At 47.0% G+C, this 20285-nt stretch carries 20 protein-coding genes; 14 read left to right on the forward strand and 6 right to left on the reverse strand.

What is annotated here, in order from left to right; translation table 11 throughout:
• The first annotated feature begins 6 nt into the window (after nucleotides 1–6).
• Nucleotides 7–789, forward strand: a complete 783-nt coding sequence (locus tag KNQ03_RS13255) for an alpha/beta hydrolase (protein WP_149428000.1) — start codon at nucleotides 7–9, stop codon at nucleotides 787–789.
• Between the two features lie 58 nt (nucleotides 790–847).
• On the opposite strand, the gene trhO is transcribed toward KNQ03_RS13255, so the two are convergent.
• The gene (gene trhO, locus KNQ03_RS13260; protein WP_082627445.1) at nucleotides 848–1762 is read right to left on the reverse strand and encodes an oxygen-dependent tRNA uridine(34) hydroxylase TrhO; all 915 of its coding nucleotides are present in this window, start codon (nucleotides 1760–1762) and stop codon (nucleotides 848–850) included.
• Between the two features lie 238 nt (nucleotides 1763–2000).
• On the opposite strand from trhO, the gene KNQ03_RS13265 reads away from it, so the two are divergent.
• The 4 genes from KNQ03_RS13265 to KNQ03_RS13280 all read left to right on the forward strand — a co-directional run bounded on the left by KNQ03_RS13265 (nucleotide 2001) and on the right by KNQ03_RS13280 (nucleotide 5763).
• The gene (locus KNQ03_RS13265; protein WP_023469681.1) at nucleotides 2001–2648 is read left to right on the forward strand and encodes a TVP38/TMEM64 family protein; all 648 of its coding nucleotides are present in this window, start codon (nucleotides 2001–2003) and stop codon (nucleotides 2646–2648) included.
• 263 nt (nucleotides 2649–2911) lie between these two features.
• The gene (locus KNQ03_RS13270) at nucleotides 2912–3238 is read left to right on the forward strand and encodes a DUF485 domain-containing protein (RefSeq protein ID WP_023469682.1); all 327 of its coding nucleotides are present in this window, start codon (nucleotides 2912–2914) and stop codon (nucleotides 3236–3238) included.
• Nucleotides 3235–4791, forward strand: coding sequence for a solute symporter family protein (locus KNQ03_RS13275; protein WP_149428001.1), 1557 nt, complete (start codon nucleotides 3235–3237; stop codon nucleotides 4789–4791). Before KNQ03_RS13270 ends, KNQ03_RS13275 begins: the two co-directional genes overlap by 4 nt.
• A gap of 114 nt (nucleotides 4792–4905) precedes the next feature.
• Nucleotides 4906–5763: a sulfite exporter TauE/SafE family protein gene (locus KNQ03_RS13280; RefSeq protein WP_050678439.1), complete on the forward strand. Its 858-nt coding sequence runs from the start codon at nucleotides 4906–4908 to the stop codon at nucleotides 5761–5763.
• A gap of 55 nt (nucleotides 5764–5818) precedes the next feature.
• Here KNQ03_RS13280 and KNQ03_RS13285 read toward each other — a convergent pair whose 3' ends face one another.
• On the reverse strand, nucleotides 5819–7195 hold the full coding sequence (locus KNQ03_RS13285) for an alanine/glycine:cation symporter family protein (RefSeq protein WP_214725107.1): 1377 nt from the start codon (nucleotides 7193–7195) through the stop codon (nucleotides 5819–5821).
• Between the two features lie 144 nt (nucleotides 7196–7339).
• Here KNQ03_RS13285 and KNQ03_RS13290 point away from each other — a divergent pair, with 144 nt between their 5' ends.
• The 3 genes from KNQ03_RS13290 to KNQ03_RS13300 all read left to right on the forward strand — a co-directional run bounded on the left by KNQ03_RS13290 (nucleotide 7340) and on the right by KNQ03_RS13300 (nucleotide 10805).
• A complete protein-coding gene (locus tag KNQ03_RS13290) occupies nucleotides 7340–8557 on the forward strand; it encodes a PucR family transcriptional regulator (RefSeq protein ID WP_214725110.1) in 1218 nt (405 codons plus the stop codon).
• A 121-nt stretch (nucleotides 8558–8678) separates the two neighbouring features.
• The gene (gene ald, locus KNQ03_RS13295) at nucleotides 8679–9803 is read left to right on the forward strand and encodes an alanine dehydrogenase (RefSeq protein ID WP_029342897.1); all 1125 of its coding nucleotides are present in this window, start codon (nucleotides 8679–8681) and stop codon (nucleotides 9801–9803) included.
• 141 nt (nucleotides 9804–9944) lie between these two features.
• Nucleotides 9945–10805, forward strand: coding sequence for a tetratricopeptide repeat protein (locus KNQ03_RS13300; protein ID WP_214725112.1), 861 nt, complete (start codon nucleotides 9945–9947; stop codon nucleotides 10803–10805).
• Nucleotides 10806–10808: 3 nt separating this feature from the next.
• Here KNQ03_RS13300 and KNQ03_RS13305 read toward each other — a convergent pair whose 3' ends face one another.
• Entirely contained in the window at nucleotides 10809–11456 is a 648-nt protein-coding gene (locus tag KNQ03_RS13305; RefSeq protein WP_064300682.1) for a diacylglycerol/polyprenol kinase family protein, read from the reverse strand.
• A 115-nt stretch (nucleotides 11457–11571) separates the two neighbouring features.
• On the opposite strand from KNQ03_RS13305, the gene KNQ03_RS13310 reads away from it, so the two are divergent.
• Nucleotides 11572–12195, forward strand: coding sequence for a DUF1836 domain-containing protein (locus tag KNQ03_RS13310; protein ID WP_149428005.1), 624 nt, complete (start codon nucleotides 11572–11574; stop codon nucleotides 12193–12195).
• A gap of 45 nt (nucleotides 12196–12240) precedes the next feature.
• Here the strand turns inward: KNQ03_RS13310 and KNQ03_RS13315 are convergent, their stop codons facing one another.
• Entirely contained in the window at nucleotides 12241–12717 is a 477-nt protein-coding gene (locus KNQ03_RS13315) for an LURP-one-related family protein (protein ID WP_023469691.1), read from the reverse strand.
• A gap of 171 nt (nucleotides 12718–12888) precedes the next feature.
• Nucleotides 12889–13275 carry a restriction endonuclease gene (locus tag KNQ03_RS13320; protein ID WP_230088865.1) on the reverse strand — a complete coding sequence of 129 codons (387 nt, stop codon included), beginning with the start codon at nucleotides 13273–13275 and terminating at the stop codon, nucleotides 12889–12891.
• Between the two features lie 303 nt (nucleotides 13276–13578).
• On the opposite strand from KNQ03_RS13320, the gene KNQ03_RS13325 reads away from it, so the two are divergent.
• Together KNQ03_RS13325 and KNQ03_RS13330 are read left to right on the forward strand one after the other, a co-directional pair.
• A complete protein-coding gene (locus KNQ03_RS13325) occupies nucleotides 13579–15714 on the forward strand; it encodes an ATP-binding protein (RefSeq protein ID WP_214725114.1) in 2136 nt (711 codons plus the stop codon).
• A gap of 14 nt (nucleotides 15715–15728) precedes the next feature.
• Nucleotides 15729–16778, forward strand: coding sequence for an SDR family oxidoreductase (locus tag KNQ03_RS13330; protein ID WP_251140314.1), 1050 nt, complete (start codon nucleotides 15729–15731; stop codon nucleotides 16776–16778).
• Between the two features lie 51 nt (nucleotides 16779–16829).
• Here KNQ03_RS13330 and KNQ03_RS13335 read toward each other — a convergent pair whose 3' ends face one another.
• Nucleotides 16830–18221, reverse strand: coding sequence for a TrkH family potassium uptake protein (locus tag KNQ03_RS13335; RefSeq protein ID WP_035395598.1), 1392 nt, complete (start codon nucleotides 18219–18221; stop codon nucleotides 16830–16832).
• Nucleotides 18222–18381: 160 nt separating this feature from the next.
• Between KNQ03_RS13335 and KNQ03_RS13340 the strand changes: the two genes are divergently transcribed.
• The 3 genes from KNQ03_RS13340 (at nucleotide 18382) to motB (ending at nucleotide 20247) form a co-directional block, all read left to right on the forward strand.
• A complete protein-coding gene (locus tag KNQ03_RS13340) occupies nucleotides 18382–18621 on the forward strand; it encodes a hypothetical protein (protein WP_023469697.1) in 240 nt (79 codons plus the stop codon).
• Between the two features lie 98 nt (nucleotides 18622–18719).
• The gene (gene motA / locus KNQ03_RS13345) at nucleotides 18720–19505 is read left to right on the forward strand and encodes a flagellar motor stator protein MotA (protein ID WP_023469698.1); all 786 of its coding nucleotides are present in this window, start codon (nucleotides 18720–18722) and stop codon (nucleotides 19503–19505) included.
• Nucleotides 19480–20247, forward strand: coding sequence for a flagellar motor protein MotB (gene motB / locus KNQ03_RS13350; protein WP_029342904.1), 768 nt, complete (start codon nucleotides 19480–19482; stop codon nucleotides 20245–20247). The genes motA and motB overlap by 26 nt, the downstream gene beginning before the upstream one ends.
• Nucleotides 20248–20285: the final 38 nt, after the last annotated feature.

Raw genomic sequence — 20285 nt, forward strand, 5'->3', positions numbered from 1 at the left:
ACTCTATTGTCGATTACGGAAATTGAAATGACGCTACCGACATCACAAGCTCACCGGACGATTCGGATTCATCGTCCGCCCCATTTAGATCCTTCTGAAGCGTTACCGGTGATTTATATGCACGATGGACAAAACGTCTTCAGTGGAGAAACCGCTTCGTTCGGAAAAGGCTGGGAGATTCATCTTGCGCTACAACAAACACAGATTCCGGCAATGGTCGTCGCGATCGACAGTCCAGAAGACGGCATGGACCGTTACGACGACTACGCTCCTTGGAGTGATGAAGCTTTATTGATGCGGACCGCTTATCCTTCGCACCGGAAGTCGATCGGGGGAAACGGTAAGGTCTACATGGACTGGATCATTCGCGAGCTAAAACCGTACATTGATGCCAACTACGCGACACGCCCTGACGATACGACGATGATCGGCAGCTCGATGGGTGGCGTCATCTCGCTTTATGGATTATTCGCATATCCGGAAGTCATCACGCGCGTCGCTGCCCTGTCGACGGCCGGATGGGCAAACTTCTCCTCACTCCTTGAATTCATCGAGCGCAGTCCGTCGCTGTCTGCTGCCCATCGCTGTTATATGGATGTCGGGACAAAAGAAGTGAGTGGTCCGATGACGGAGACAGATTATTTACACACAAATGATGTCTTAGCGCGAGCGGTCGAACAGAAACTTACTCAAAGTCGCTATACGATCATCCCGGAAGCAATCCATCATGAAACGGCCTGGGCCGAGCGTTTACCGGATATTTTACGTTACTTGTTTCCTTCCTCGTGAATACACAAAAAGCCGGGCGATTTCTACTAAAGAAATCTTCCGGCTTTTTACGCGTGCCTTATACTAATTCTTCTTGTTGCTCTTTTTCATAACGGTTGCGCGGATGCTCCCGGCATTCATCGGAACACGAACGCATGACTTTTGGTTCGCATTCTTCACAGCAGAAGTGCTGTCGATTACATTCCGGGTTTGCACAATTAACGTAGCGCGTCTCCGGTTTTCCACAGTAGTAACATTCTGAGACGACAGAAGGATTGACGGCATTGACAGGAACTTGTACACGCTCATCAAAGACGTATAGTTCGCCTTCCCAGTCTTCTCCTTGCGTCTGTTCATCTTTTCCGTACATGACGACTCCGCCTTTAAGATGGAAGATATCATCACTCTGTTGCCGTTTACGGAAGTACGCCGTGAATTTTTCACAACGAACACCACCCGTACAGTATGTGAGAACCTTTTTCCCTTCAAACAAATGCTCGTTCTCGTCAAGCCACTCCGGGAATTCCCGTGAAGCATCGACATCGACTTTTACAGCATTCTTGAAGTGACCGAGGTCGTATTCATAGTTGTTGCGTACATCGAGAATGACGACATCATCTTGTTTCATCATTTCTTTCCACTCTGCTGGTTCAAGATACGCAGCGTGTTCTTCTGGTACGTTGAATTCATCCTCAAAACGCCATGTGACGAGTTCTTTTTTGTAACGGACGAACGTCTTTTTGAAGGCGTGCCCTTCGACTTCATCGATTTTGAATTCGATGTCAGCGAATCGTGGATCTGCCGTCAAGTCCTTCATGTATTGTTCCGTTTGTTCGACCGTTCCAGAGAGTGTGCCGTTGATTCCTTCTGGTGCGATCAAAATCCGACCTTTAATACCGAGCTCTTTACAGTAAGCAAGATGCTCTTTCGTTAGCTGTTCCGCATTTTCGATCGGAACATACTTATAAAATAATAGTACGCGATAAGGTTTCATATTCCTCATTAGCCCCCATGTCAGTTTTTTGCAGTAAAACGAACGTTGGCAAACGAAGCGTCTAGCTATTGACTAGCTGGGAACGCCTGCAAAACGCACCCATTTAAGTATAATACCAACTCCCTTTCGAATGTACAATCTACAATTCCTGAATCCCTTTCAAGGAATTTCATTCCCTTTCTGAATCAGAAAGAGGTAAAATAAAACACAGTAGTACATCTCGCAAGGAGGATTCCGAATGCTCCATACACTTCGTGACTGGATCGAGCAGATGATTTTCTTTCTCCAAGACTTACCTGGAGGAGCTGCCACCGGTTTGATTGCCCCGTTTCTTGAGTCTCTATTTCCTTTCCTGCCACTCGTCCTGATCATTTCCGCGAATGCGGCAACCTATGGTTTTGGTATGGGTGTTCTCGTATCATGGGTCGGGAGCATGCTTGGATCACTCGTCGTCTTCGCTTGTATTCGATATCTATTTCGTCGTCCGGTTACGCGTTGGCTTGAAAAACACCATGCCGCACAACAGTGGATCGAACGTGTTCGTCACATGAGTCCCATCTCACTCGGATTCTTTTTCTCGCTTCCGTTCATGCCTGCGTTCATCATCACGTCCATTTCCGCCATGATTCAACTATCGCTGCGGACGTATTTGATCGCTGCTGGTGCCGGTCGTCTGATCGTCGTCATCATCTTCTCGCTAATCGGAAAGGAATGGTCCACGTTCCTTGAACGTCCGATGCGTCTTGTCCTTCTATTTTTGATTTTACTCGCCATCTGGGGAGTCAGTCGCGGTACGGAAGAATGGCTGAAGCGTCGTGCGCTCTCAAAACGTGCGGATCATTTACGGGAAATCGAAGATAAGATCGAACGTCCATCTGAAAAATGACTCAAGCCTGTCTATGCTTCCATAGGCAGGCTTTTTAAGTTGTTCTCATTTTCCGGGTACTAGGTCTTTTGAATCATTTTCCGACATAATTAATATATAAAAATAACGTTCAAACAATGTTCAATATTGCAAACGCTTACATTAAATTGGTATGACCAATATTAATATAATAATGAGCTTTTCTTCTTAAAAATTAGGATAGCTTTTCCAGAAACGACATCCTTATAATGAATTTACATTCATTCCTTAAAGGAGGCGTCCTCATGCATCAAGTGTCCGAAGTTCAAAAAAATGAAGCGACTCAATCCGCTCCAGCAATCGTCGAGAGCGCTACTTTTCAACAATTGATGCGTCAAAAGAATGGCTTCATTCTTCCAGCCATCAGTTTCTGTCTTATTTTTTATTTTACGCTTCCGATTTTAACAAGCTATTTCACGATTTTAAATCAGCCGGTGTTCGGTGATATTACGGGTGCTTGGATCTTCGCTTTTGCTCAGTTCATCATGACGTGGACGTTCTGCATGATGTACAGCAAAAAAGCACGTGCCTTTGATCGACTCGTCGAACAGATCAAGGAGGAGTCGAAATGAATTATACTGCCGTTGCCTTATTTGCGGCGATCGTCGGTTTGACGCTCGTCATTACATACTTTGCTGCTCGTAAAACAAAAACTGCTAACGACTTTTATACAGCGGATGGCGGACTCACTGGTGCACAAAACGGGATGGCGATTGCCGGCGACTATATGTCCGCTGCCTCGTTCCTCGGAATTGCTGGGATGATCGCTTTAGCCGGATTCGACGGATTCTTCTACTCGATTGGCTTCCTCGTTGCCTATCTGGTTGTCTTGTACCTCGTTGCCGAACCACTTCGGAACCTTGGGAAGTACACGATGGCGGATATGATTGCCGCTCGTTTCAATGCTTCAAAAGTTCGAGGAGTCGCCGCCATGAACTCAATCGCGATCTCGATTTTCTATATGATTGCGCAACTCGTTGGTGCGGGTGCCTTGATTGAACTGTTATTAGGAATTCCTTACACGACAAGTGTCATCATCGTCGGTATCTTGATGACAGTCTACGTTGTCTTCGGTGGTATGACAGCGACCTCATGGGTCCAAATCATCAAAGCGATTCTCTTGATGGCAGGAACAGCTGTCATTTCGTTCATGGTATTCGCCAAGTTCGATTTTTCGATCTTCAAGATGTTTTCAGAAGTCAAACAAGCGACACCGCTCGGTGATTCATTCTTGAATCCCGGAAACAAGTTCAAATTACCGCTCGATACGATTTCATTGAATCTCGCACTCGTTCTCGGAACGGCTGGATTACCACATATCTTGATTCGTTTCTTTACTGTTAAGGATGCTCCGACTGCTCGTAAATCCGTCGTATATGCGACGTGGATCATCGGTGCCTTTTATATCTTGACGATCTTCCTCGGCTTTGGTGCCGCTGCTTTCGTCGGTTCTGAAGATATCATTGCTGCCAATGCTGCCGGTAACATGGCGGCACCACTTCTCGCTCAAGCACTCGGTGGCGATTTACTCTTTGCGTTCGTTGCCGCGGTCGCCTTTGCGACGATCCTCGCCGTTGTTGCGGGACTCGTCTTATCCGCAGCATCCGCCTTTGCCCATGACTTCTACAGTCATATTCTTCGCAAAGGACAAGCAACGGAAAAAGAACAGATGACGGCAGCACGACTCGCTTCCATCGCCGTCGCCTTGATTTCGATGGTACTGGCATTGTTCGCACAAACGATGAACGTCGCGTTCCTCGTTTCGCTTGCCTTTGCTGTCGCGGCAAGTGCCAACTTGCCAGTCATTCTCTTGACGATCTTCTGGCGCCGTTTCAATACTGGCGGAGCTGTCACAGGTATGGTCGTCGGGTTATTCTCTTCACTGATTCTCGTCGCACTCAGTCCAAATATTTGGGCAGTCGACGGTTCAGCCTTGTTCGTCGGGGAAGCCCTCTTCCCGCTGACGAATCCAGGAATCGTCTCCATCCCACTTGGCTTCCTCGGAGCCATCGTCGGGACATTGTTGACGAAATCGAACGAAGTTGCCGGTAACTTCGAGCGTATCTTAGTCAAGGCCAATACCGGTATCGATGCAGCCACGGAAGTCGCCGCGTCAAAAGAATAAGTTCCCCTTAACGGCTCCTTCAACCCCCTTGAAGGAGCCGTCCCCTTTTACATTCTTCTCGTTCATTGCCATACTAAGTGAAGAATAGAGAAGAAAAAGAAAGGAAGACTGTACATGGATCTCGCTTTTTATTATTTCTTAATCCTCGGATTTTTCATTGGAATCATCTCCGGCTTTTTCGGAATCGGTGGCGGTATCATCTTGACGCCTCTACTACTCATTTTAGGATATGCTCCAAGCGTTGCGATCGCGACCAGTCTCATGTTGACTCTCGGATCAACGGTTTCAGGTACGATCTCTCACTTACGCCTTAAAAATGTCGTCTGGCGCGATAGTCTTGTCGTCGGGGGCGTTGGAATCATCGGTTCGACGATCGCGACACCACTCGTCCTTCGTTTAGAGGAAGTCAACGGTGCCCATCTCGTCATCTCAATCGTTTATATCGGACTCTTACTCTACTTCGCGAATAAGTTCTTACGTCCGAAAGCAACGACCGGTGAACAGACTGGTTGGAAAAATCGATATCTTGCCCTTGCCTTCACTGGTCTGTTCGCTGGATTCATCTCTTCGCTCCTCGGTGTCAGCGGTGGATTCATCATCACACCGTTACTCGTCGGGATCGTTGGCTATGAGTTGAAACGTGCGGTCGGAACGAGTATTGCTTCCGCGTTACTGATCGTCCTATCGGGACTCGTCAACTATACGGTCGCGAGCACGAATATCGATATCCTCGTCGGGATCATGCTAATCGTCGGCGCCTTGCTCGGAGCACCGATTGGCGCGAAGCAGTTGACGCATTTCGAAAGTCCGTTCGTCAAAAAGTACCTCGGTATCTTCTATTTGACGGTTGCGGTCAGTGTGTTACTCGAGGTCATCGGCTGGAACGTCGCTTCACTCTCCGTTCTCGTTGCGCTTAGTTTGATTTTCTTACTGACACTCCTCATCTACAGCCGTCGTCGAACGAATGGATGAATCGTCTCATCAGAAAAGCGGTGATGCCCCTATCAGGCATCACCGCTTTTTTCCGTTAAGCCACTCGTTTGTGACCGGCTCGTTCATAGTCTCTCGTTTGTTCAATGACTAAGTGCGACAAGAACAACATTCCAATCAAGTTCGGAATCATCATTAATCCATTTGCAATATCCGCGACCAGCCACAACGGTTCTAATTGCGCGACCGCACCATAACAGGCTGCGAGCGCAAAGAACACGCGGTATCCTTCGTTGAAGCGTGTCGTACCGCTCAAGTACTCCAAGCACTTCTCTCCATAGACATACCAACCAATGATCGTTGAATAACCGAAGAAGAAGACGGAGAAAGCGACCGTCCATTCTCCAAATGATCCAAGAACACTCGCAAAGGCGGTTGCTGTCAGTGCTGCCCCGGAAAGATTCGCATCATGCATCATACCTGAATGTAGCCCACCTGACGGATCCCAAAAACCTGTCGTCAGAAGGACGAGTGCCGTCATCGTACAAACGATCAAGGTCACGATGAAGGTACTTGTCATCGAAATCAACCCTTGTTCGACCGGACGCTCACTTTTTGCAGATCCAGCAATCAAGGCTGCCGTCCCAAGTCCTGCTTCGTTCGTGAAAATCCCCCGTGCTACACCGACTTGCATCGCCATCATGATTGATACACCGGTGAAGGCTCCCGCTGGCGCAAGCGGCTGGAAGGCGTACTCAAAGATTAAACCAAAGGCTGGTAGAATCTGATCCGCCTTCAATATTAAAAGGACACAAGCGGCACCGATATAAAGTAAGCTCATGATCGGAACAAAGATCGTCGAGATCGCACTGACGCGTTCAAGTCCACCACGAATCGATACATAGACCGCAATCGCGAGCAGAATGCCGAACAATAGCAGCGGCACACGGAACGATTGCTCAAGCACCGTTGCCATCGCATTCGCTTGCACCGTATTCCCAACACCAAATGATGCGATCAAACCAAATACCGCAAACAGGATGGCGAGTAGTTTAAATTTAGGTCCTAGTCCCTTCTCGATATAATACATCGGTCCACTGACGGCTTCGCCGCGTTCGTTTCGACTTCTAAAGAGAATGGCAAGGAGGCTTTCTGCATATTTCGTCGCCATTCCAATTAAACCGATGACCCACATCCAAAAGACTGCGCCCGGTCCGCCCATCGTCAAGGCGACTGCGATCCCTGCGATGTTTCCGTTTCCGATCGTCGCCGCGAGGGACGTCATCAACATCTGAAAGCTACTGATTTCACCTTCACCTTGCCCTGATTTTTGAACAGATAATTGAAACGCTTGTTTTAAACGCCGAAACTGAAGACCACGTAAGCGGATCGTAAAGTACACTCCTGTTCCTACCAACAACATCATACTCGGAATCCCCCAGACCCAAGCCGATATCAGACGTAACACTTCCATGCCATTTCATCCTCTCTCTCTTTTCCGAGGCTTACCGTAGCATGTAGTTGTGTTTTCTTACAATACAAAAGAATACTTTTTGTGATTTTACACAATAGAAGATATACTAAAACTATCGAGTGAAAGAGAAAGAAGGGAAATTCCATGTTAGAAGCTTCATATCATTCCTTAGACGACTTAGCGGAAGCGATCGGTATTGCCTTGAATGCCCCGATTACGATTGAAGATCGCAATCACCGCCTTCTTGCGTATAGTACGCATACGGCCGATACAGACCCTGCCCGTGTCGCAACGATCATTGGTCGCCGGGTACCGGAATCGGTCATCGACCAACTCTGGAAAGATGAAGTCATCCAGAGCCTTGCTACACAAGATGATCCACTCATTATTTCTGCACGCACGGATGTCGGACTGAATGACCGTGTCGCCATTGCGATCAAGCAAGATTCAGAAATTCTCGGCTATATCTGGTCGATTGCCCGAAGCACGCCGTTTACTCCTTCGGAACTAGCGGACTTAAAGAAAGGAGCTCTACTTGCTCAACGTCAGTTACTGGCGATCGACATGCAGAAAAAACGGAAGGAAGAGCAGACGGAACAGTTTTTCTTCGAGTTATTACATGAAGAATTATCCGAGTCGGAAATCCTGAAGATGTTCTCTAAACTCCATGTCGCACCACCTGGCATCAGTCGTTTGACGGTCATTCGATTTTTAGAGGCAATCACACCGCGTCTCGCCGATCGCCTGCGCTATTTATTGACGATTCAGCAGACGGTTCGTCCGTTACTTTATGCGTATGATGAGACGGATTTCATCTTGTGGATCAGCACAAACGACCGCGACGCAGAACAAGAACGTCTGCAATTTGACGCCTTCATCCAGTCGTTTCGACAATTACTCGCGGAGCGGTTCGATTATACGGACTTCGTCGCAGCAAGTAGTGAAGTCTTCACCGGCGTCCAAGCGATTCCCGAGCGCTATGAAGAAGCGGGCATTGTCTTGCGTCTAAAAGACGCCTTCCCATTTGAGCTGAAGAACGTGACCCGTTACGAACGCCTCGGCTTATTCCAGCTCTTACCGATTTTCTCGGAGCGTCTGCGACGGCGGACGGTTCGCTTGGAAGAAATCGAACGGCTGCGTGCTTACGATGTGAAACATGCCTCCTCCTTATGTGAGACGCTAGAATGGTTCCTTCATTATGATGGAAACGTCAAACAAGTCGCTTCCCATCTCCATGTCCATCCGAATACGATCCTCTATCGGATGCGACGGATCGAGGAGGAAGCGGGCATTCGAATGGAATCTTTACCTGAACGCTCCTTACTTTATTTGTATCTAAAAGCAGACCGATATCCTTTGTGATTTTTCACAAAGGATATCGGTTATTTTTGAAAACACCGATAAAGTAGAACGCTTTCATTTCTCGTATACTGAAGATGAAGAGAAATTGATTTGTTTATTTGCGAAAGGGGATCGCGTTCACATGATCATTGGAGTATTAAAGGAAATCAAAAACAACGAAAACCGTGTTGCATTAACACCTGCCGGGGTAGCAGCGTTACATGCACAAGGACATCGTGTCATCATTGAATCAATGGCAGGTATGGGGAGTGGCTTCACGAACGAAGAGTACGTCAAAGCAGGTGCTGAAATCATCGCGACTGCTGCTGAAGTCTGGGCAACAGCCGAACTCGCTTTAAAAGTTAAAGAGCCGATCGCTTCAGAGTACCAATACTTCCGTCCGGATCTGACATTGTTCACGTATCTTCACCTAGCGGCTGAGCCAGAACTGACACGTGCACTCGTTGATTCGAACATCACAGCAATCGCTTATGAGACGGTTGAAAAGAACCGCACCCTTCCATTGTTAACACCAATGAGTGAAGTCGCAGGACGTATGGCATCGCAAATCGGTGCACAGTTCTTGGAAAAACCACACGGTGGTATGGGCATCCTGCTTGCAGGTGTTCCTGGGGTTCGTCGTGGAAAAGTCACAGTCATCGGCGGCGGTGTCGTCGGAACGAATGCTGCGAAACTCGCGGTTGGTCTTGGTGCGGATGTCACGATCATCGATGTCAGCCCAGAACGCCTTCGTCAGCTCGATGATATCTTCGGTAACTCGATCAACACATTGATCTCCAACCCGTACACGATTGCTGAAGCGGTCGCTGAGAGTGATCTCGTCATCGGTGCTGTCTTGATTCCAGGTGCAAAAGCACCGAAACTCGTCACTGCCGACATGGTCAAACGCATGAAGCCGGGCGCTGTCATCGTTGACGTTGCCATCGACCAAGGTGGTATCTTCGAGACGGTCGACCGTATCTCGACGCATGATGACCCAACATATGAAAAATTCGGTGTCGTTCATTACGCTGTCGCGAACATGCCAGGTGCTGTTCCGCGTACGTCTACACTAGCATTGACGAACGCAACGCTTCCGTATGTCCTTGAGCTCGCGAACAAAGGCACACACCGTGCGCTTGCTGAAAACGATGCTCTTGAAAAAGGATTGAATGTCGCGCAAGGATTCGTCACGTACGAAGCAGTCGCACGCGATCTCGGATATACGTACAAATCCGTTGAAGATGTGCTTCACCTACACGCATGATCTTGAAAGTAGAAATAGTCGATGATTCCTTTTCGAGGAACCATCGACTATTTTTTATTACTTCTTGAGGCACCACTCCGCTTGTCATATGATGAGAAACGAAGACTTATGATTTTGAACTAGTAGAGGGGATCTCATTACATGACACAAACCATAACCGCCCATTCTCATGAACTTCAGAGCCACGTCGCTGAAGTCGCGTTACTCGAAGCACTGACATCCGATACAGAAGAGAGCGTACGTATTGCCGCAACCGAGCGCTTACGTGTTCTTGTCCCATCTCATCCATTGCTCAACATTGCTACAGCTCATTCCCTTTACTTCAAGAACGAACACACTCAAGCGCGCCGGCTGATCGAGGAGACACATCAGCAACTCGGTGAGCATGTGCACGGATACATACTCCTCGGTATCATCAGTGAAGATGAAGGATATATGCACGAAGCAGAACAGTTTTTCCTTTCAGCCATCACACGGTTCCCTGAAGAGCCAGCAGGACATCGTTTCCTTGCCGTCCATTACAATCATCGTCAATTTTATGGGGAGTCAGCTGTTCATGCGTTTACATATTTAAAGAAGGTTGGCGCATCTGGAATCGATACGCTGATGGCCATTGATTCCATCCAACAATTAGACGGTCATTCGATCGACATGTTGGAAGCACTCTATGCCTTAATCCTTGGCGTATCTCATCTCGACAAAACCACCGTCTTTCATGCGACAGCTTCTGTCAATCAAAGTATTCAATATGAGAAGCTGCATGCTACATTGCGCGAAGACAGCGACGAGACCCTCTACGCTAAGCTCGACGAATGCCTTTCCAACATGCTCGAGCATGGCTTGTTCGCAGCTGTTTATGACGATTCCGAAGAAAAGATCTATCGCCATGTCTTTCAGGATATGTGTCGGGATATGACCATCCGTCATGCAGGTTGGCGTGCGTATCCGGACTATATTCGATTACGCTTTCTCTATTTCAAACAATTGTTGTTACGCGACTGAACGTCAAAAAGCAAACGCGACGAGTGCCGCGATCGTCCATGGCAAGATCAAGTTGTCGAGATCGCGATATGAGATGGCTTCGATCAAGGCTGCGATATTCGCAAGCAAGAAGCCATAACTGACAGCGAGCCAAACCGGTTGTCCATAAAACAAGAACGTCACGGTCAACACGAGGAATGACGCCAAAAATAGGGCGATACTTCCTTCAAAGGATCGTTTCGTCTCACCACGGACGTAAAACGTCTTTCCGTAGCGTTTTCCGACGAGAGCCGCGAGACCGTCACCCCAAGCAAGCACCATGCTTCCCGCAATGAGCGCCATCGGCTGTCGCTCGAAGAAGAATAGGACAAGTCCCGCTAGAGCGAGTGGATAATAGACCGTTCCGTAAGAAGGACGATCGACGTCGTGCATCTGACCGATTCCTTTTCGTAGTGTCACTAGATTCACGACAGCAAAGAATAACAACGGTACGATCGCAACGTACCAGTGATCCAGCCAGAGCAGCGCAAGAAATACCCAGTGACCGACAGCAATATGAATCCATTTCCGAACCGTCTCGGGAGAAAAGCCGAAACGGCGTCCAATGACTTCCAGGATGACGAGAACTAGCCCGACGATTCCAATCGTGCCAAGAGCAGCTATCCATTCCATCGTCATTCCCCCTTTCTTTCCTATTATTGTACGTTGTTTCAGTTGCCATTTGCCCTATTGAACCTTCATTTGATAACATAAGGTCAAATGACGTCCTAGAGAGGAAGTTTTGGAAATGTATGATGCTCAAGCAGTCCAAACATTATCAAGTTGTCTGCAACGCTTGAACGAAGGAAAAGGAATCGAACCCCTCGTCGCAACGGAAGGCATAGAATTGCCGAAGGTCATCAATCGCTTGAAGCAATTCGATCCATTAAAAAATGGTCTATCCATCAATGAAATCGTTCATTTGGCAAATGCCCTGATCGGCGAACATATGTCAGCGACGACGATCCAGAACTGGACGAAACGTGAAGTCCGGGACATCATCGGCGTACCGCATCGCGGAAAGAAGTACTCGATCAATCAGGCTTCGATCATCTATTTACTGGATGATTTAAAACACCTCTTCTCGTTAGAAGAAACACGAGAACTGCTGACGATCGTCTTCAAGAATCCGAATATTGATGAGGATGATTTAATCAGTCCGCTTAATTTTTATCTCGTCTATACGCAACACGCGGAGACAAGTGGTCCGATCGAATTGACGGAGAAGCGTCTCAGACGCTCGCTCGAGCGCATTAACGCTTACCGCCCTGAAACTGTCCACGTTCTCCAACTGTGTCTCTATGCCCGTCGTGTATCGCATTTAACACACGAAGCGAAACAACGCCTCCATCATGTTCTGCAAACGACATGATGAAAAAAAGATGCCATCCATGTCATGGAAGGCATCTTTTTTTATTTAGACGGCTGTCAGTGATTTATAGTGGACGTTGTTCGTCAGACTTTTCAAGACAGAGAGTAGTTCGTACATCGAGAGTTTGTCCGCATCCTTGACGAGACGGTACTCATCACCGTCTTGCAACAATTCAGCAACGACTTCTCCAGCTGCACTCCGTACGGAGAATTTTCCTTTTGTCAGGTCGAAGGAAATCGTGAATGTACCACGCTCATACACGTTGTACTCACATTTCTTCGAGAAGAGCGAAAACTTCTCACGCATTTGACCTACCTCTTGTCCATCATGGTTCATCACGACCCACTTCTTACACGTCGGAATGAACTTACCAAACGCTACCCCTCTACCTTCACCATTCATTACTTGAACACGACCATTCTCGTCGTGTTGAACCGCACCGATCATTTGGTGCGCTTCATCATAAATCGCGGCATGACCTTGCGAAAAAACGCAACCCTGCACATAGACAACTTTGCGCAACAGAAATTCTCCTCTCACTGCTAAAACGTGCTGGTTTTTCGTCCCCAGTTTATTTAGACATCCTGTATAGTTTAACTTTCTTTATCTGTATGATATTTCGTTAACGAAAATGATTATTGCACCGTTTCTCCAAATTGACAACCCCCTTTTGTCGACAATCATTCGACATGTTCAATGCAGGTTCATCTCCTTTGCAAATGCGAGCAATTCTTCCCGATCAATGAGGCGAACCTGATTTGGTTCCGCTAGCTGATACGCAGCTTCCGTAAAGGTCGAATTCGTAACGACCCACCCCTCGTCCATCCCGTAGAATGGAACCGAGGCAGCGACCTGTTGAACCGCTTCGAGCCCTACAGCCGCACTATATCGCTTTGCCTGGATGGCAATCTTATACCCTCGTTCATCCTCTATCAACAAATCTGCTCCGAAGTCGCGTGAAGCAGGTGTTAACTCGACCCGATATCCTGCTGTTTCAAATAAATCGGCAAGCCATTCTTCAAATTCTCGTCCTTCCATTCGATCGAGTCGTTTTTCAAGCGACGGCGTTAAAATGGACAAAAGAAGAAAAAGGATACACCCTACTATACTGATGATTAAGATTAAAGGTTCCCAAGAACTCGAAAAAAAATAAGTTCCGAAAATTCCTATCATTGCAAACAAAGCTGCTAGTAACAATCGTTTTCGTTTTAATCGTTTCATCGTGCTTTTCCCCTCTACTTCGTCGTGACCTTTTTTTCACTATACTAAAATTCTTCGTCGGTTGCTTCCTTCAACAGGAAACACGACTCGTCTTGCAGAAGTAAACTAACGAGGAAAGACTGTCTTAAAATCCATGGTCGAAGACCAGTCAGGAGGTAGCTCATGGCAGAACATTCATCCCCTTCATCGCTACGAATCATTCACGCGACGTTACGTGCTATGAAAGACCCCGTTCTTCTTGTCGATGCAAATGGAAGGATTCAATTTCATAATGACGCGTTTCAACACCAGTTCATGAACACTCCGAATATCGAAACCGTTCAGGAGCTGTTTCCCATCACGGATGATTTCTTTCCATTACAGAAGGAAGCCGTCATTTCAACGACACATCAATTAACAGTCACAGCGATTGAAGCGACGGACTATTTTCTTGTCCATGTCGCTCCCCTGAAAATCGAGGACTTATTCAATTCAACACTAGATACTGCTCTATTCATCACCGACTCGGAGTTTCGGATTCAAACTTGTAACGAAGTGGCAAGCACCTTATTCCGTTTCGAGCATGCCGAAGACATCATTGGTCTCCAAGCGACGATTCTACATGATGCGAAGGAAATCGCTACCCGCCGTCAACATCTCGAACAATTGAACTTAAAAGACTTATCGGACGCGCAACTGTTTTTACTGCATGGACGGGAAGCCGAAAATGAATGGACCTATCATCGTTTGGATGGCTCAACGTTCCATGGACGCCTTTATATGACACGGTTGCCAAACGATACGTACTTCCTTCTCATTCAGGACATCACACCGCAAAAACAAATCGAATGGCATCTGACGAAAAGCGAACGCCGCTTCCGACTCTTCTCGGAATCCGTCGTTGAAGCCGTTATCTTTCATGACCACGGCATCATCATCGATGCCAATCGCGCAGCAGAAGTCATTTTCCGGACGAAACTCGAGAAAATGAAAGGCAAGACGACGCTTGAATTGATTCATCCGGATCATCACGCGCGTGTCTTGCAACGCATCGAGGAGCATCGAGAAGAACCATACGAAGTCCTCGGTCAACGTGCCGACGGAACCTCTGTCGAAATCGAAGTTTTTCCGCGTGAAATCATCTACAACAACATCCGGATGCGTGTCGCCGTCGTTCGTGATATTACAGAACGAAAAAAGATTGAGAAAATGCTTGAACGCGAAAAAAATGCCATCATGCGCCAGCGTGATATCACACAATCGATTCTTCAAGCATCCAATGAAGGTTTCCTACTGACAGAAGAAGATGGGAGTTTCATCTTCATGAACGTCAAAGCACGCAAATTACTCGATGTCCCAGGCATTGCACCAAGTAAGATTCAAGAACGAATCAGTCTGATTCCGAATCTCGATTTGAATACTCGATTCGAGATGCTCCGACAAGTAGAGGAATTACTCGCAGGAAAACATTCTGAACTATCGTTTCGTTTCACGTTACAGCGACCAAATGAGTCCAGTCCACTTTATTTCGAATTTTATGCGACTGCGATCAAAAAGGAGAAGAGTCGCATTTCTCGTCATGGCTTCCTATTTGTTTTCCGTGACCGGACAGAGGAAGCAAAGATGGATCAAGTAAAGGATGAACTCGTCAGTACAGTATCGCATGAGTTGCGCACGCCACTGTCCTCCATTCTTGGCTATATGGAATTACTACGATATAAGAAACAATCGGCTGATCGAATCGAACGTTATGTTGAGATCGTCCACGAAGAGACGAAACGATTGACGACGCTATTAAATGAGTTTTTAGACATTCAGCGTCTAGAAGGTGGAAAACAGGAGTATACCTTCACGTCGTTCTCGTTACGCGATCTTCTCGCATCAACCGTCGATGCCTATGGCGAGACCGTCGAGACGCATCGAATTGATCTAGAACTACCAGAGGATCCTGTTCTGATTTTTGCGGACGAGCACAAAATCAAGCAGGTGATCTTGAACTTGCTTTCGAACGCCATTAAGTACTCTCCACAGGCGGATCATATTCGAGTCCTTCTTTCAGCAAACCCGGAACAAGCAACGTTCTCTGTGACAGATCACGGACTCGGCATTCCACAAAATGCTTTTGAAAAGCTCTTTACGAAATTTTACCGGGTCGATAACTCAGACATCCGGAAAATCGGCGGAACCGGACTCGGACTTGCCATCTGTAAGGAAATCATCGAATCACACGGAGGTGCGATTTCCGTTGAATCAGAAATCAATGATGGTTCGACGTTCACCGTTGTACTCGAACGTGATCCAAGAAAGGAATGGAATTGATGCGGACCTACTTCATGACGGGTTTCCCAGGTTTTTTAGCGACCAAACTGATCGAACAACTGGCACGTGTACCGGATCAAATCGCTTGTTTTCATTTGCTTCATTTATCATCAGAGCGGAATACGGCCGCTGAGCGACGCCAGGACCTTCTAGAACGTACATCCTTACGACCAGATCAACTCGTGTTACATGAGGGGGATATCACGGTCGAACAGCTTGCTTTATCATCAGAGACGCGGATGATTTTGCAAAAAGATGTCACACACATCTTTCATCTCGCAGCGCTATATGATTTAGCAACAGCATATGAACCCGCCTTTCGGATCAATGTGATCGGTACCGCGAACGTGACACAGTTTGCTCATACGTGTCGGACCTTAGAGCGTTACATCTACTTCAGTACAGCGTATGTCTCGGGTCTTCGTTCCGGAATGGTTCTAGAAGATGAGTTACAAGCTAGTGCCTTTAAAAATGCTTATGAAGAAACGAAATACCTCGCTGAAGTACGTTTCCGTAAAGAAATTGGAACGATCCCCTATACGATCATCCGTCCTGGGATCGTCGTCGGCCATTCCGAAACGGGCGAAACACCGAAATGGGATGGTGTTTATTTCGTTTTGAACGCGATGCGTCTCCTGCAATCCTTTGCTCCTCTTCCGTATCCCGGTCGAGCAAACGCACTCGTCAATCTCGTGCCCTATGATTACGTCATTGAAGCGACCGCTTATCTCAGTCATGCACCGGTCGGAAGAAATAAGACCTATCATCTGACGGATCCATTCCCACATGGCGCACGCGCGATTTTTGAGATGTTACACGTCGCCTATTATGGACGTTATCCGCGCGGAATCGTTCCGTTTCGACTCGTTAGCACGGCATTGACTCCAGCTGTCGCGAAACGACTTCAGGTGCAACGTCAGACACTCGATTATTTCATTCATCCCGTTCAATACGACACGACACATGCCTTACGTGACTTACGGGACACTGGTATTATTTGTCCAGACCTTGCAGAAACGATGCCTCGGCTCGTCCAGTATTACCAAATACATGCGACACACTAAAAAAGTCCAATCGTTCTTCCTCAAGGGAAGTCGATTGGACTTTTTCATCGGTTACCCGATCAACATATTCTCTTTTGGATAACGAATCGTTCGATCACGTTGCGTCGCGAACGTGAACAGAATCGTTAAGGAGCCGACACGTCCGAGTAACATCATGAACATGATTAAAAACTTACCAAAGCTATTGAGCTCAGCTGTTACGTTCAAAGAAAGACCAACTGTTCCAAATGCCGAGACCGTCTCAAAGAATAGACCGATAAAGGAAATATTCGGCTGGGTCAACGCCAGGAACGTCGTGATCAAAGCGATGAACAATAAACTGAAGACAGCAATCGCATATGCCTTTTGAATCGCTTGCGTCTGAACAGTCCGACGCATCAGAACCGTTTCACGCTGTCCGCGTATATACGTCCAGACATTCTTCAAGATGACCGCTGCCGTCGTGACCTTGATCCCGGAACCTGTTGATGCGGAACCTGCCCCGATGTACATCAAAACCATCATCAAACCGATCGAGAGCGGCACCATCGTCGTTAAATCGATCGTCTGGAAACCAGCCGTTCGTGTCGTGACGACTTGAAAGAACACGATATGGAGCGCACTGAAGAACGATTCATCTTTTAATGAACCCAAGTTCGAAACCCACTCGTAGAGCATCATTGCTAAAACACCTAGTCCATTGATGACGAGTAGTGATAGCACCATCAATTTAGAATGAAGCGAAATTTTCTTGAAGTTTCGTTTACCAGCGATATCCGCGATGACCGTAAAACCAAGACCACCAATCATCAAGAGCGCTGCAATCGTCAGAATGAATGTCGTATCTTGTTGGAAACCGATTAGATTATCACCCCATAGTGCGAAGCCCGCATTGTTGAAGGCAGATACGGCGTGGAACAAACCGTAATAGAGTGCTTTTCCGAAGCTGTATTTGTATTGAATGAACAAATCAAGCGCAATCAAAAACATGCCGACGATTTCAACGAGGACCGTCGTGACGATGATATTACGAACGAGACGAATCGTTCCGCCCGGACTATCGAGATTAAACATCTCTTGGATAATGATCCGCTGACGAATCCCGATTTTTCGTCCCGTGACGCTGAGCAAGACGAGCGCGATCGTCATGAATCCAAGTCCACCGACCTGAATTAAGAGCATCATGATGATTTGACCGAGTAAATTATAGGATTCGGCAATATTAATCGGTGACAGTCCTGTGACGGTTCCTGCCGATGTCGCAACGAATAGGCAATCGATGAATGATACATCTTGCCCCTCTTGCTGCGAGATCGGAAGCCACAATAAAAAACCACCCAGTAAAATCGTCAATGTAAAGCCAGTTGCGATAAAACGTGCCGGTTTATCGAACAGCTGATGATACATCAATTCACCTAAACGCCCGAAGCGTGCGAGTCGTGAACGTCTTTTATGCGAGAACATCTTACTCCCCCTAGATTGTTTTCAGACAGAATTGTCTTTATCATACTCCCTCGAATTAAGAAGTTCTATCGAAATATGCAATCGACTAAACGTTTTCGTATTTTTTTGGTAAACTAGATAAAAGTGGACGTGTAATCATTAAAGGAGGTTGAGGGAAACAGTGGACCCTAAGACGGCTGATCATTCGATTGAGGATGTCTGGCGAAGGCTGGAACGACAATCACAATGGATGCCTGCGCAATTGTATTATCAATTCGAGGAACTCTTATCATTACATTTGGAGCAACCGATTCTAAATGAATTGTATCAAGTGTTAAAAAAATACGACGTACTGACCGATATAGAGCGTGACGAACGAAACGAAAGCATTCAAATGCTAATCGACGAAAACGGCGCTTGATTCTCGGTTTTTGGATTTCCGAGCAGAAGAAGTGTCTTCTGCTCTTTTATTTTTCGTTCCTATACGGATTACATACAGAAAGGTGGCACACATCAATCATGGATATCGTGTCGATCATCGGGATCATCCTTGGTCTCATCACACTAGTCGGAGGTATGATCTTAAAAGGTGCGCCTCCAGTCGCTCTACTCAACCCTGCAGCCCTTGTCATCATCTTTGTCGGAACGGCAGCTGCCATCATGATTTCCTTCCCGAAGGAACGATTGAAAGTCTTACCTGCCTTGTTTAAAGTCATCTTATTCGAACAAAAGCTGATGACAAAACAAGTGTTGCTCGGACAATTTTTGACACTCTCGACGCAAGCACGTAAAGAAGGTCTGTTATCTCTCGAATCAGCACTTGAAGAAGTCGATAACGCCTTCATGAAGCGTGGCGTCATGATGGTCATCGATGGACAACCATCCGAATATGTCGAGGACGTCATGACACGTGACCTCGAAAATATGACAGAACGCCATCATGCCAATGCGAACATTTTCACGCAAGCCGGTACCTACGCACCAACGCTTGGGGTTCTCGGTGCCGTTGTCGGTCTCGTTGCCGCCCTATCCGATTTATCAGATATCGAAAAATTAGGTCACGCGATTTCAGGTGCCTTCATCGCGACGTTATTCGGGATTTTCACCGGATACGTCCTATGGTTCCCGTTCGCAACGAAGCTGAAGCAAAAATCAGCAAGCGAAATTCAGTTGTACGAGATGATGATTGAAGGAATTCTATCGATTCAAAACGGTGAATCACCAAAAAACTTAGAAGATAAGCTACTTGTGTACTTGACACCGAAGGAGCGTGCAAACTATGAAGCGGAAAAAGAAGCCGCATGATGAACATATCTCCGAAGGCTGGTTGATTCCGTACGCCGACTTATTGACCTTGCTTTTGGCCCTCTTCATCGTTCTCTTTGCTTCGAGTAATGTCGATGCTGTGAAACTAAAAGCAATGTCCCAGTCGTTTAGCTCCGTCTTCAACGGTGGCTCAGGAATGATCACGAACAGCTCGCTCTCCACTCAAGAAGAAGAGGATTCAAAAAAACTCGATGCCCGGACGAAGGCACAAAGCTATGAAATCGCAGAACTCGAAAAAATCAAAGAAGAAGCCAATCAATACATTAAGAATGAAAAACTTGAAAAAGACATCAAGGTCGAAATCACGAATGAAGGACTTGTCTTTACGATTCGCGACCGCGCGTTGTTCTCACCAGCTCAAGCAGAAGTAAGAGGACGCTCGCTTCAAATCGCAGAAGGGATGAGTGCACTACTCGTCAAAGCAGGGCAACGTCAGATTCAAGTGTCTGGACATACAGATAATATTCCAATCAACACAGCACAGTATCCGTCGAACTGGGAACTGAGTGCGGACCGGGCGATCAGTTTCATGCGCGCCTTACAACGGAACCCAAAGCTTGAACCAAAACGCTTTACTGTCAGCGGTTACGGTGAATTTCAACCAATCGCGTCCAATCAAACGGAAGCAGGTCGCAGTCAGAATCGACGCGTCGAAGTGTTAATTCGACCATTGATCGACTTAAAAGCCAATGTACTCGACGAGACAAAAGTCGAATCCTGAACGTAAAAAAGCTCCTTCGTGTTGCCACGAAGGAGCTT

The organism is Exiguobacterium sp. s143 (assembly GCF_018618895.1).
GTDB lineage: Bacteria > Bacillota > Bacilli > Exiguobacteriales > Exiguobacteriaceae > Exiguobacterium_A > Exiguobacterium_A abrahamii.

Coding starts and splice junctions, on each gene's coding strand:
- trhO (WP_082627445.1), bottom strand. CDS start 1,762: ATGAAACCTTATCGCGTACTATTATTTTATAAGTATGTTCCGATCGAA.
- motB (WP_029342904.1), top strand. CDS start 19,480: ATGAAGCGGAAAAAGAAGCCGCATGATGAACATATCTCCGAAGGCTGG.
- KNQ03_RS13325 (WP_214725114.1), top strand. CDS start 13,579: ATGGCAGAACATTCATCCCCTTCATCGCTACGAATCATTCACGCGACG.
- KNQ03_RS13270 (WP_023469682.1), top strand. CDS start 2,912: ATGCATCAAGTGTCCGAAGTTCAAAAAAATGAAGCGACTCAATCCGCT.
- KNQ03_RS13275 (WP_149428001.1), top strand. CDS start 3,235: ATGAATTATACTGCCGTTGCCTTATTTGCGGCGATCGTCGGTTTGACG.
- KNQ03_RS13310 (WP_149428005.1), top strand. CDS start 11,572: ATGTATGATGCTCAAGCAGTCCAAACATTATCAAGTTGTCTGCAACGC.
- ald (WP_029342897.1), top strand. CDS start 8,679: ATGATCATTGGAGTATTAAAGGAAATCAAAAACAACGAAAACCGTGTT.
- motA (WP_023469698.1), top strand. CDS start 18,720: ATGGATATCGTGTCGATCATCGGGATCATCCTTGGTCTCATCACACTA.
- KNQ03_RS13330 (WP_251140314.1), top strand. CDS start 15,729: ATGACGGGTTTCCCAGGTTTTTTAGCGACCAAACTGATCGAACAACTG.
- KNQ03_RS13305 (WP_064300682.1), bottom strand. CDS start 11,456: ATGGAATGGATAGCTGCTCTTGGCACGATTGGAATCGTCGGGCTAGTT.
- KNQ03_RS13300 (WP_214725112.1), top strand. CDS start 9,945: ATGACACAAACCATAACCGCCCATTCTCATGAACTTCAGAGCCACGTC.
- KNQ03_RS13280 (WP_050678439.1), top strand. CDS start 4,906: ATGGATCTCGCTTTTTATTATTTCTTAATCCTCGGATTTTTCATTGGA.
- KNQ03_RS13335 (WP_035395598.1), bottom strand. CDS start 18,221: ATGTTCTCGCATAAAAGACGTTCACGACTCGCACGCTTCGGGCGTTTA.
- KNQ03_RS13290 (WP_214725110.1), top strand. CDS start 7,340: ATGTTAGAAGCTTCATATCATTCCTTAGACGACTTAGCGGAAGCGATC.
- KNQ03_RS13285 (WP_214725107.1), bottom strand. CDS start 7,195: ATGGAAGTGTTACGTCTGATATCGGCTTGGGTCTGGGGGATTCCGAGT.
- KNQ03_RS13265 (WP_023469681.1), top strand. CDS start 2,001: ATGCTCCATACACTTCGTGACTGGATCGAGCAGATGATTTTCTTTCTC.